Consider the following 12,698-nt stretch of genomic DNA (forward strand, 5'->3'; position numbering starts at 1 on the left):
CCTATTAGGGAGGACACTTCATGAGTCGCGCATTCGTAAACGAAGACAACGCCGCCGCCGAGGCCGAACAGCCGATAGAACGGCCGGTCAGCGAGCAGACCAACTACGTCACGGCCCGCGGCCTGGAACTGTTGCATGAGCAGGTGAGCAATCTGCAAGCCCAGCACAGTGCGCAAAGCGCCTTGGGCGACGATGCCGACAAACAGCGCCTGGCCGACCTTGAACGCGATTTACGCTATTTCAACCAGCGCCTGCACAGCGCGCAGGTAGTCGCTCCGGCCACCTCGACCGAGAAAGTGCAGATTGGCAGTTGGGTCACGTTTGCAGATGAAGACGACAACCGCCAGCGCGTGCATCTGGTCGGTGAGGATCAGGCCGATGCCGCCAATGGGCTCATCAGCTGGGGCTCGCCACTGGGCCGCGCCTTGATCGGCGCACAGAAAGGCGACGAAGTGGTGTGGCAGCGTCCGGTGGGAGATTTGTCGATTGAAGTGCTGCTGATCGAAACCGAGGAGTGATCGGTCAGCGACAGCGCCGCTCCCGGTCGGGAGCGGCGCATGCCTGAAAGCTGATCAGGCCAGCTTTTTGTGACGGACGCGGTGCGGCTGGGCAGCCGCTTCGCCCAGACGCTTTTTACGGTCGGCTTCGTATTCGGTGTAGTTACCTTCGAAGAAGATCGCCTGCGAGTCGTCTTCGTAGGCCAGGATGTGCGTCGCCACACGGTCAAGGAACCACCGATCGTGGGAGATCACAATCGCCGCGCCCGGGAAGTCCAGTAGCGCTTCCTCCAGCGAACGCAAGGTTTCAACGTCGAGGTCGTTGGACGGTTCGTCGAGCAGCAGGACGTTGCCGCCCTCTTTCAACGTCAATGCCAGGTGCAGACGACCGCGCTCACCACCGGACAAGTCCTTGACGAACTTCTGCTGATCGCCGCCCTTGAAGTTGAAACGCCCGACGTAGGTACGCGACGGGATTTCGTAGTTGCCGATGCGGATCACATCGGAACCGTCGGAAACCGCCTGGAACACCGACTTGCTGCCATCCAGATCGTCACGGCTCTGATCGACGCACGCCAACTGCACGGTTTCGCCGACTTCGATGGTGCCCGAATCCGGCTGTTCCTTGCCCATCAACATGCGGAACAGGGTCGACTTACCGGCACCGTTACCGCCGATCACACCAACGATGGCACCTTTAGGCATGGAAAACGACAGGTTGTCGATCAACACGCGGTCGCCGTACCCCTTGGTGACGTTCTTGAACTCGATGACCTTGTCACCCAGGCGCGGACCGGCCGGGATGTAGATCTCGTTGGTCTCGCTGCGCTTCTGGAATTCCTGCGATTGCATTTCTTCGAAGCGTTGCAGACGGGCCTTGGATTTGGACTGACGCGCCTTGGCGCCCTTGCGGACCCACTCCAGCTCGTCTTTCATGGCCTTTTCATGGGCTGTCTGCTGTTTGGATTCCTGGGCCAGACGATCGGACTTGGCCTCCAGCCAGCCAGAATAGTTGCCCTCGTAAGGAATGCCTGCGCCGCGGTCGAGTTCCAGAATCCAGCCCGCCACGTTATCCAGGAAGTAACGGTCGTGCGTGATCGCGACCACGGTGCCCGGGAAATCGTGCAGGAAGTGCTCCAGCCAGGCGACGGAGTCGGCGTCCAGGTGGTTGGTCGGTTCGTCGAGCAAGAGCATGTCCGGTGCCGACAGCAGCAAACGGCACAGCGCCACCCGACGCTTTTCGCCACCGGAAAGAACGGCAACCTTCGCGTCCCAGGCAGGCAGGCGCAGTGCATCGGCCGCCACTTCCAGTTGACGCTCCAGGTTGTGCCCGTCGCTGGCTTGCAGGATCGACTCCAGCTTGGCCTGCTCGGCCGCCAGCTTGTCGAAATCGGCATCCGGCTCGGCGTATTCGGCGTAGACCTGATCGAGGCGCGCCTGTGCGTCCTTGATCACGCTGACCGCTTCTTCAACCACTTCGCGAACCGTCTTGTTCGGATCAAGTTGTGGCTCTTGCGGCAGATAACCCACATTGAGTTCCGGCATCGGACGCGCTTCGCCGTCGAACTCGGTATCGACACCCGCCATGATCTTCAGCAGCGTGGATTTACCCGAACCGTTGAGGCCCAGCACGCCGATCTTGGCGCCCGGGAAGAAGGACAGAGAGATATTTTTCAGAATTTCCCGCTTCGGCGGCACAACTTTGCTCAGCCGATGCATGGTGTAGACGTATTGAGCCATGGAATGAAAACCTAGCGTCTGTGATGAGGACCGATCTGGAACGCGAGCTTAAAGCTCCGGCCGAAAAAAAGCTTTTATTTGTCCTTGAGACTTGCCGCAGGACCGTTCCGCGCCTTGAATGAATCCAGGCATGAACAGATTGGGGCAGTGCAGACAAATATAAAGCCGGGTCGTTAGTGCAAAAAGTGGAGTCACTCATGCTGGAGTCGGTGGATACCACACGTTGCGCAAAGCTACCCGAATGCAGCCCGCAGGGCAAACGATACGGCCCCCACGGGGCTGGCACTCTGCCACAACTAAAGGCATGCTAGCCGCCCTCCGGGTGACCGGCTATGTTGTTTAAAGTATTACGGCTTCAGTTCAGCATTCAGGATCACCGATTTGCCCACTTCAACGCGTCTGTCGTCAACGAGTGTCGCTGCAAACAGTACGGGCAGGCCTCTGCGCGGGTCGGTGAAAGGTGCACTGGCGGCGCTGGTATTGCTGATGCTGGCCTTGCTGCTGTGGCAGTTGATCGAGCAGTTCCAGCAGACTCAGGAACGCCAGCGGCAACGCAGCATCGAGTACAGCGTTCAGCTCTCCGACCGGATCAGTCTGAACATGGCGCTCAAGGCGCAGATCGCCATGAACCTGCTGGATGATGCTCAGTCGTCCGGCGAGCAACTGGAACAACCCGAAACGCTCGCGGCCCTGCGCACGACATTGCCCGCACTGCGCGGCGCCGCCCGCCTCAGCCCGGAAGGTAACGTGGTCAGCGACAGCGCTGAAGCCTCCCGCGACGGGGAGTTTTTGCGGCGCAGCATGAAACAGGCGCTGGGCCGCCCGTATTTCTACACCAGCACCGATGATGGCACTCAAGTCTACCTGCTGGTTCGCGCAGGAACGGGCAGCAGCGAAGATTACTGGGCGTTGCGCCTGTCTCCGGACGCGCTCAAAGACCTGTTCAGCCAGCCCGCTCCCGATGTTCAACACCTGTGGCGCGTGGAGCAGCGCAAGACCCAACGGGTGATCGTGCGCGAGACCTTGCCCGTCGATGACGCCGACAGCGGTCTGGCCGAAACCATTCTGCTGCAGCCCCTGGCCAACAGTGACTGGCAACTGCGCGGCCTGTTCGATACCTACAAAACCCGCATGGCGCTGCTCGGGCCGTTGATCGGCAAATGCCTGATCGGGCTGTTACTGTCCATTCTTCCCTTGATTGCCCTGGTCAGCCTGCGCACTCGGCAACGGCAGATGCAGCAAAGCCGCCGCCGCTATCGGGATATTTTCGAAGGCGCAGGCGTGGCGATCTGCGTCCTGGACATGTCCGGCCTGCCGGAGCAACTGGACATCCTGCAGCTGAAGACCGGCGAAGACCTCGAACGGCTGGTCAGGAATCAACCCGCTGCACTGAAAAGACTGTTGCAGCAACTGCAGATCACCGAAGTCAACGAAGTGGCGCTGGGCCTGCTGAATCTCGAGTGCGGCGAGCGGGCGTGGCAGAAGCTGATCGAGGGCGAGTCGCGCACACGCCCCGGTATCGGTGTTCGATTGATTCAGGCAATGCTCGACAAGCAGCCGCGCCTGGAACTGGAAATCTGCCTCTCCCAGCCTGACGATCAGGATCAGCACCTGTGGCTGGTCATGCGCCTGCCCGAAGTGCGCAGCGACTTCGATGCCGTGATCCTCAGCATCGGCGACATTACCAGCCGCAAACAGGTCGAGCTGTCCCTGCAGGACCGTGAAAGCTTCTGGTCCGACGTACTGCGCACGGTGCCGGATCACCTTTACGTTCAGGACGTGCTCAGTCAGCGCATGATCTACAGCAACCACCATTTCGGCCACACACTGGGCTACAGCAAGCCAGAGCTGCAGGCCATGGGCGAGTTTTTCTGGGAAGTCCTGCTGCACCCGGAGGATGCCAAGAGCTATCAGGACATGCGGCTGCGCCAGCGCCACTATGGCCACAATGAGCTGTTGCAAAGCGTGCTGCGCTTTCGCGACCGGGAAAACAACTGGCGTTGCTTCGACATTCGCGAACAGGCCCTGGCCTGGGACGCCGAGCACCGGGTGACAAGGATCATCGGTATTGCCAAGGACATCACCGATCAGGTTGCGTCCAGCCAGTCATTGCGGGACAGCGAACAGCGTTACCGCATGCTTGCCGAAAGCATCAGCGACGTGATCTTTTCCACGGACAATCAGCTGCGCCCCAATTATGTCAGCCCTTCGGTGGAGAGCATTCTGGGTTACAGCCCCGACTGGATCCTTGAGAACGGCTGGGCCGGTGCCATCGCCACGCAACAGCAACTGAGCGGTTTCTACGCGCTCATGAGCCGCATTCACAAGGTCCTGAAAAAGCCCAAAGAGCTGGCCAGTCTGCGTAGCGAAGTCACCACCCGACTGTTTCTGTTCGATTGCCTGCGCGCCGACGGCCGCAAGATTCCGGTCGAGCTGCGGGTGGTACTGGTTTGGGATGAACACGACAATTTCGAGGGCATCCTCGGCGTCGGCCGGGACATCAGCCAGCAGCGACGGGCGGAAAAAGACCTGCGCATGGCCGCAACGGTATTCGAGCACTCGACCTCGGCGATCCTGATTACCGACCCGGCGGGCTACATCGTGCGGGCCAACGAGGCTTTCACCCGGGTCAGCGGCTATGAGATCGCTCAGGTAGTCGACCAGTTGCCGAGCATGCTCACCGTGGAAGCCGAACAGGAAGCGCACCTGCGTTACATCATCCGGCAATTGAGCGGGCGAGGCACCTGGGAGGGCGAGGTCCGGCTCAAGCGCCGCAATGGCGAGCACTATCCTGCCTGGGTCGGCATCACGGCGGTGGTCGATGACGAAGGCGACCTGGCAAGTTACGTGTGCTTCTTCACCGACATCAGCGAGCGCAAGGCCAGCGAGGATCGCATTCATCGCCTCGCCTACTTCGACGCGTTGACACATCTGCCCAATCGCACCCTGTTCCAGGATCGCCTGTATTCGGCGCTGCAACAGGCCGAGCGCCAGCAAGCTTGGGTGGGGCTGATGTTTCTGGATCTGGATCGTTTCAAACCGATCAATGACTCGCTGGGACATGCCGCAGGCGACCGCATGCTTCAGGAAATGGCCACGCGCCTGCTCGCCTGTGTCGATGTCAATGACACGGTGGCGCGCATGGGTGGCGACGAGTTCACCCTGCTGCTGCAACAGGGCAGCACCCGTGAAGAAGCGCTGAATCGCGCGATCCACGTGGCGGAGCGGATTCTGACCAGTCTGGTGACGCCGTTCGTGCTGGAGGGCCGCGAGTTTTTCGTCACCGCCAGCATCGGCATCGCGCTGAGCCCGCAGGACGGCAAAGAGCTGAGCCAGTTGATGAAGAACGCCGACACGGCGATGTACCACGCCAAGGAATGCGGCAAGAACAACTTCCAGTTCTATCAGGCGGACATGAACGCCACCGCGCTGGAACGTCTGGAGCTGGAAAGCGACCTGCGTCATGCCCTTGAACAGCAGGAGTTCACCCTCTACTACCAGCCGCAGTTCAGTGGCGACGGCAAGCGCCTGACCGGTGCCGAGGCGCTGCTGCGCTGGCGTCACCCGCGGCGCGGGCTGGTCCCGCCCAATGAGTTCATCCCGGTGCTCGAAGAGCTCGGGCTGGTGGTCGAAGTGGGCGACTGGGTGCTGACTGAAGCCTGCCGTCAGCTGAAACACTGGCATCAGCACAAAGTGCGCGTGCCGAAAGTGTCGGTCAACATCTCGGCCAGGCAATTCTCCGACGGCCAGTTGGGCAAACGCATCGCCACGATCCTGGAGCAAACGGGACTGTCGCCCGCCTGCCTTGAGCTGGAACTGACCGAAAGCATCCTGATGCGCGAGGTCAACGAAGCGATGCAGATTCTCGACGGCCTGAAAAACCTCGGGTTGAGCATTGCCGTGGATGACTTCGGTACCGGCTACTCATCGCTGAACTACCTCAAACAGTTCCCGATCGATGTGCTGAAGATCGACCGCACCTTCGTCGACGGTTTGCCCTCCGGCGAGCAGGACGCCCAGATTGCCCGCGCCATTATCGCCATGGCGCACAGCCTGAACCTGTCAGTCATCGCCGAGGGCGTGGAAACCCACGAGCAGCTGGAGTTTCTCCGCGAACACGACTGCGACGAAGTCCAGGGCTACCTCTTCGGCCGCCCGATGCCCTCCAAGCAATTCGAAGCGCAATTCAGCAACGACGCGCTGTTTATGCTGGATTGAGGCAGTTGTGAGCCTCAAGCTTCAAGCCTCAAGCCTCAAGAACCGATCACATTCCAGACTTTTGGCTTGTAGCTTGTAGCTTGCTACTCAGACCATATCAGCGCCCGACGGCGATGCTTGCCCGCCAGTCGTTTGCGCGGCGACAGGCGTCGGGTGCGATCCGGTTATGTACCGGAAGCTTCCATAGAGGCTCGCCACCATTTGCCCGCCTGCGCCCCTTCCGGGAACGGCCGCCTGCAGCGCGCCGACGGCGCCGCCCAGCCGCGATGTGCTGACGTAATTCCCGGCCCAGGAGGCTGCCGCCTTGCCAGCCTGATGGGCCGCCTTGCCCTTTTCAGTCATGTAGCTCAAACCCTTGCCGGCAGCCGAGCCTGCCACTTCACCGACCATACCGGGCAATGTGAGGTTGGCGGCGGTCAGCACTGCCGCACCGGCGGCATAGCCTTTCAAACCTTTGTCGAGGAAGTTCCAGGCCTTGTTGACCCCCAGAAACCCCGTCATCACCAGATTAAGACCGACGATTTCTTTGAAAACCTGAACCGCTTTCTGCATGTCGACGTCGGGGTTTATCGCCATTTTGAGCATTTCCGAAGCGCACCACACGCCGTCCGCCGCGTAGTCGGCTTTACCGACCATGCTCTTCATCAGCATCACCAGCGCAGCACCGATCCCCGCAGTCAGGGCAACCAGGCCCATTTTGGGGTAGAAATCCGAATCCGCCTTGCGCTCGGTCTCAGGCAAAGCCTGGCCTGTGCGCATGGCATCGCCGGCTTCAAAAGCAGCCTTGAACTCACTGCTCTTGGTGCCCAGGTATGTCAGGCTCGAGTTCATGATGTCGGTGATGCTGCTGTCTTGCTTATAAGCTTCGGTCGCGACTTTCATCTGCTGAGCGAAATGCTCGCTGACGTTGAAGTGATTGACCACTGCACTGTGGTCTTCCTCGGAAATGTCGGCATCCCCCGTGTCCTGCCTGGAGAGCTTGCTTTTTGCGAGCTTGAAGGCCGACGCGATCGACTCCCGGTTGAACACTGCCAGCGTGGCGGCACCGGACGTCACGGCGGTTGCGATGCCGAAACCGACCTGCTCCAGCAGCTTTTCGTTCTTGGCAAAGGTGGGCTGCGCCACGATGGCGTTGGCCAGCACCGTGACGAAATAGCGGTTGAGCCCGTGGTCGATGTTGGTTCGGGTATTGGTCAGCTCGTTCATCATCAGGCCGGCCATGAACACCGCATTCTTGGTGAAGTGTGCAACCAGCGAGGAACTGTAGGAATTGTCCTTGCTGACGAACGCCACTGCCAGGGGCAACGGCGCCAGGGCCAGCAGCATCGCCGGACTCGCGGCAACGCGGCTCATGAACGAGGCGCCGTTCTTGAGTGTCGCCAATTCGGTGTTCATGCTCTTGTTGAGGCTGAGCAATTCGTCGCGCACTTGAGGCGGGAGCCCCGACCGGTTGAGGACCTCGGGCAGACGCTCGTTATGCGCGTGCCAGGCCTCGAGCTGCCCTTGGCCGTTGGCTTCGATGATCGCGTCAAGCATTTCCCGCTCCGCCTTGCTCAGCGCAGACGAAGGTTTATCCAGCAGCGGCTTCAGCCCCTCGGACGTCGTGCTCGTCGCCTTGGGCAGGTTTTCAAGATCGGCCAGTTGCTCTGCGGTCAACACCAGCGAACCTTCGGCCAGGGCCAGACGAAACTTTTCGTCGAACCCCATGCCGCCCTGCGCCTCGATATCGCCCTCGCGGGCAGGAGGCAGCGCGGTATTGCTGACAATCGTGCGCTGCTCTTCAGTGAGACGGATCGCATGTCTGTTCAGAAATGCGTGCATCTGTGCGGGCGAAAGGTGCGGTGCCCGGGTACGCAACAAGGCCAGCAGTTTCTTGTCGTCCATCGGCGCAACCGCCCCGTAGGCATCGAACTTGCGCACCAGCTTGCCGCCCGCCTTGAGCAACGCTTGGCTTCGCGTCAGCGCGGGCTCGACGCTCTCACGACTGTGTACCGGGCTTTCCCCGGCCTCGCTCACGATCTCTCCCGAGCCTGGCAAAAGAGCGTTTTCACGCAATTTTGTCAGCAACTCACCCGTTGCGTCATCAAGAGCGCGCAAATCTTTCTGGGTGGGCATATCCGGACAATGCTCGATCAAAGCCGCCAGGATGGCTGGCAGCTTCTTCAGCGCCTCAAGCGTATCGGCCTGCGGGCGGAGCAGACCGGTCGTTTCCCCGGCAGGATCACTCAGGCTTACGTTTAGCGCCGCCGTGCTATCCCTGGCCGTGCGAATGAAATGGCCGAACGATTTGTAAGATGCCTGCCCGTCAGGCTTCTCGGCCAGCACCTTTGGATCAAGCTGAGTCAACGCCAGCAGATCCGCCACACCTCGTGTTTGAGTGTGCGATATGCCAGTCAACATCGCGAGAGACTGATGCAACCGCGCTGTCTTCAGTCCTTCGCAGGCCTGGGACAGAGGTTCATGGGATGCATTAGACGCAGGCGTGTCCGCCAACTGGCGCGTACAATGATCAAGCACGCCTTTCAGCGCCTGCTGCTGTTCCTCGTTGGCCAGCAGATGCGCGCCCTGCTCGGTCATCGCGGCAGCGGCGAGCGCTTTGCCAAGTCGGGCAAGCTCGGGACCAGACGGACTCTCTTTCGCCAGCTCGTGCTGAAGATTGGTCAGCACGTGCACCGCATCGTGCGCCGGCGCAGTAGACGTGCGCCCGAATGCCTCAGACAGTTCAGCTTTGGCGATAAACGCCCTGGTGCGGACCTGCTGCGGCGATTGCTCGATACTGCTTGCAGCATCGGAAGAAGGGTGAGAGGCATCCGGCAAGGATGAATGAGAGGAGCGCGTGATCGGAGATGGCATCATGGCTTTTTCCCTACGGTCGGTGGTACCGATAATCAAAGGTCGGGCCTGAGTGGCGCTCGGTCCGGAACGGTTCCCGGTGACAGGGGAAAAATCGACGACCGACCGTTCGGCGGTCTGTGGCGGAGCGCCAGGAAATGCATGTCTGCGCGGCATTGGCATGCGCCTCAGCCTCGAGAGATACCCGCGTGAGCCACGTCGCGACTCAAGATGATTCCCTTTCATATGCCAGATAAAACCCGATGGGGTAGAATACCCGCCTTTTCCGCCATGCCCCTTTGAGGACTGCCATGTTCAGCCGTGATTTGACTATCGCCAAGTACGACGCCGATCTGTTTGCCGCCATGGAGCAAGAAGCTCTGCGTCAGGAAGAACACATCGAGCTGATTGCCTCGGAAAACTACACCAGTCCGGCCGTCATGGAAGCTCAAGGCTCGGTCCTGACCAACAAGTACGCTGAAGGCTACCCAGGCAAGCGCTACTACGGCGGCTGCGAGTACGTCGACGTTGTCGAGCAACTGGCTATCGACCGTGCCAAGGAACTGTTCGGCGCCGATTACGCCAACGTCCAGCCACACGCAGGTTCGCAAGCCAACTCGGCGGTTTATCTGGCTCTGCTGCAAGGTGGCGACACTATTCTGGGCATGAGCCTGGCCCACGGCGGTCACTTGACCCACGGTGCCAGCGTTTCGGCCTCGGGCAAGCTGTACAACGCTGTTCAGTACGGCATCGACGGCAACGGCATGATCGACTACGACGAAGTCGAGCGCCTGGCCGTTGAACACAAGCCAAAAATGATCGTTGCGGGTTTCTCTGCCTACTCGCAGATCCTCGACTTCCCGCGCTTCCGCGCAATCGCCGACAAGGTCGGTGCCTACCTGTTCGTTGACATGGCTCACGTTGCCGGTCTGGTCGCCGCAGGTGTCTACCCGAACCCGGTGCCGTTCGCCGACGTCGTGACCACCACCACGCACAAGACCCTGCGCGGTCCACGTGGAGGTCTGATCCTGGCGCGCGCCAACCCGGAAATCGAGAAAAAGCTCAATTCTGCAGTATTCCCAGGCTCCCAGGGCGGTCCGCTGGAGCACGTCATCGCGGCCAAGGCGATCTGCTTCAAGGAAGCGCTGCAGCCTGAGTTCAAGGTCTACCAGCAACAAGTGGTCAAGAATGCCAAGGCGATGGCCGGCGTGTTCATCGAGCGCGGTTTCGACGTGGTGTCCGGCGGTACTGAAAACCACCTGTTCCTGCTGTCGCTGATCAAGCAGGACATCTCCGGTAAAGACGCCGACGCCGCCCTGGGTCGCGCCTTCATCACCGTCAACAAAAACTCCGTACCCAACGACCCACGCTCCCCGTTCGTTACCTCCGGCCTGCGCTTCGGCACCCCGGCAGTGACCACTCGCGGCTTCAAGGAAGCAGAGTGCAAGGAACTGGCTGGCTGGATCTGCGACATCCTGGCTGACCTGAACAACGAAGCCGTGATTGACGCGGTCCGCGAGAAGGTCAAGGCCATCTGCGCGAAACTGCCGGTTTACGGCGCGTGATGAGCATCGTCTAAACGCAGTAACGAAAAGCCCCGGTTCGTGAGAGTCGGGGCTTTTTGTCGTCAGCGCATCGAGTAACAAGCAGAGATATCATGGTTGCGCCCGTGAAGGGCTCTATCAGCAAGACGTTACCGCCCTGCCGACCGAGCCTTCCAAGGTAAGATGACATTCAACAGCATGGGGCCATTCTTGCCCCAGAACAGGATCACCTGATTAAAAACGCCCCACGTTAAGGTCGACAGCAACTTCTATACCATCCACCCGACCTTTATCACTGCGCTGCCAGATCGACCAGCTTTTGCCTTTAGATGCCCAGCTAGACGGAATGGCAGGCTCATCAACATCCCAATCAGCAATCCATAGAGGGTAGTCTCCAAACGAATACTTATCGCCTAGAACATGGTCCTTCCAAAAATCATTATCACAGTAGATAAACGGCTTTTTGCCCCGAAAGATCTCCTCGTCACCCAACAGAACTAATAGTTTGTTGAGGTTATCCGTCAGTTGATCAGGCGTAGCCTTGTCATTCCCCTGAAGCTCCGCGTCTATCGCAAAATACTCCGTAGTGGCATCAAACCCGACAGCAGTAAGCGTCTTTACAATGTTATCTCTTTGCGCTTCAGGGGTGCTGCTGAGGGCTCGAAAATAATGATAGGCACCCGTTATAATCCCGGAAGACCTAGCATCAGTACGATATGTAGAGTATTTGTTATCCTGAACGGTCGCGCCTTCAGTCGCTTTTAGGATTGCAAATTCAATGCCGGCAGCAGCAACCTTTTTAAAGTCAACATCGCCGTTGAAGTGCGATAAATCAATACCTTTTTTATCCATTTCCACGAGCCTCTAGTAGTCGTATAGACCGATGGATCCAATACCGGGATCTAGTCTGTGCGTGATGCTGCATTCGACAAATCCCGGCAGGACAAGCAGTGAGCGGTCAGCGTGAACAACGCATGGCTTTCGAAGCGTCTCAGCTCTCCGGATCGCTACATACCAGGCCCAAAAAGCCTTGGTATAAGGCATGAGTGGTTATTCTTCTATTTTTGGTTCCACTTTTTTTGCCCCCCCCCCTTAAGCATCCACACACCCGCTATCTACAGCACATGCCTGAAGAATAATGGCCCGTCGCTCACGTCGAGCAGTTAGGCCAGATCGATCTTGCCGTAATCAAACGTGCGAATCGCGACGCGGCGGTTGATGCGGGTCAGGCGTGCGCTGAGGGCATCGAAGGCTGCGTTGTCGACCAGATCGCGCTTGCTCAACAGCAACCGGTCGACAAAACCGATCTGCGCCTGGGCAAAGTTCGTGAGAGCCGAAGCTTTTTGCATTAAGTTCGATCAGCTAACGGAGATAAGGAGTTCAGGCTGCGTGCTCTTTCAGTGATGTAAGGAAGCCTGATCAGCGCTGGCCTGCCTCGTGAGATCTTCCTTGGTTTTTTAGTTATGGGAACCGATTGGCAGTGAGAGCCACACAATTGCAATAAAACTAGCCTGCCGGTGCCCTCATGCGAATCGGCAACCCTCAAAACTCTATCCCACTCCAATCGAGAGGGCCTGATCAGTCCTCGTATCCGTGGCGCCTTTTGCTCGCACTTCGTGCTAGCTGCCTATCAGGCCGCGGCTAAACAGATAGGGATTCCGTTCACTGACGCATTAAAAGTTGATGCGGAAGCAACCTCGGTAAGAACGCTTGAACGCTATTTAAAGAAAGATGATCAAGGCTTTGATTTCAAGGGCTATCTGAATATTGATCCGGAAGAAGTCCTTTATAAACAGTGATAGATCTACCCTTGCAGGATTCGGATTTCTACTGTCATCAGGCTGAAGACTGACCGTGCCCAAACGGA

The 12,698-nt window shown here is 59.0% G+C and carries 7 protein-coding genes and 1 pseudogene; 4 read left to right on the forward strand and 4 right to left on the reverse strand.

Translation table 11 applies throughout. From position 1 onward, the window contains the following. Positions 1 to 20: 20 nt before the first annotated feature. Positions 21 to 518 carry a GreA/GreB family elongation factor gene (locus ABJ99_RS11565; RefSeq protein ID WP_054085957.1) on the forward strand — a complete coding sequence of 166 codons (498 nt, stop codon included), beginning with the start codon at positions 21 to 23 and terminating at the stop codon, positions 516 to 518. Between the two features lie 54 nt (positions 519 to 572). Here the strand turns inward: ABJ99_RS11565 and ettA are convergent, their stop codons facing one another. Then, complete coding sequence (gene ettA / locus ABJ99_RS11570) at positions 573 to 2,237, reverse strand: energy-dependent translational throttle protein EttA (RefSeq protein WP_054085958.1); 1,665 nt, start codon at positions 2,235 to 2,237, stop codon at positions 573 to 575. Between the two features lie 381 nt (positions 2,238 to 2,618). Here ettA and ABJ99_RS11575 point away from each other — a divergent pair, with 381 nt between their 5' ends. After that, a complete protein-coding gene (locus tag ABJ99_RS11575; RefSeq protein ID WP_080378124.1) occupies positions 2,619 to 6,455 on the forward strand; it encodes a sensor domain-containing protein in 3,837 nt (1,278 codons plus the stop codon). Positions 6,456 to 6,542: 87 nt separating this feature from the next. On the opposite strand, the gene ABJ99_RS11580 is transcribed toward ABJ99_RS11575, so the two are convergent. Beyond that, positions 6,543 to 9,308, reverse strand: coding sequence for a HopW family type III effector protein (locus tag ABJ99_RS11580; protein ID WP_054086039.1), 2,766 nt, complete (start codon positions 9,306 to 9,308; stop codon positions 6,543 to 6,545). 290 nt (positions 9,309 to 9,598) lie between these two features. On the opposite strand from ABJ99_RS11580, the gene glyA reads away from it, so the two are divergent. Continuing rightward, positions 9,599 to 10,852 carry a serine hydroxymethyltransferase gene (glyA, locus tag ABJ99_RS11585; protein ID WP_054085959.1) on the forward strand — a complete coding sequence of 418 codons (1,254 nt, stop codon included), beginning with the start codon at positions 9,599 to 9,601 and terminating at the stop codon, positions 10,850 to 10,852. A gap of 213 nt (positions 10,853 to 11,065) precedes the next feature. Here the strand turns inward: glyA and ABJ99_RS11590 are convergent, their stop codons facing one another. Continuing rightward, on the reverse strand, positions 11,066 to 11,689 hold the full coding sequence (locus tag ABJ99_RS11590; RefSeq protein WP_162491566.1) for a glycoside hydrolase family 25 protein: 624 nt from the start codon (positions 11,687 to 11,689) through the stop codon (positions 11,066 to 11,068). A gap of 308 nt (positions 11,690 to 11,997) precedes the next feature. Continuing rightward, a pseudogene (locus tag ABJ99_RS11595) lies at positions 11,998 to 12,150 on the reverse strand (GTP-binding protein); the annotation flags it as partial. Between the two features lie 297 nt (positions 12,151 to 12,447). On the opposite strand from ABJ99_RS11595, the gene ABJ99_RS26945 reads away from it, so the two are divergent. After that, a complete protein-coding gene (locus tag ABJ99_RS26945; protein ID WP_230081013.1) occupies positions 12,448 to 12,630 on the forward strand; it encodes a hypothetical protein in 183 nt (60 codons plus the stop codon). Positions 12,631 to 12,698 lie beyond the last annotated feature (68 nt).

Origin of the sequence: Pseudomonas syringae pv. cilantro (genome assembly GCF_001293775.1) — a bacterium.
GTDB classification, from domain to species: Bacteria; Pseudomonadota; Gammaproteobacteria; order Pseudomonadales; family Pseudomonadaceae; genus Aquipseudomonas; species Aquipseudomonas syringae_P.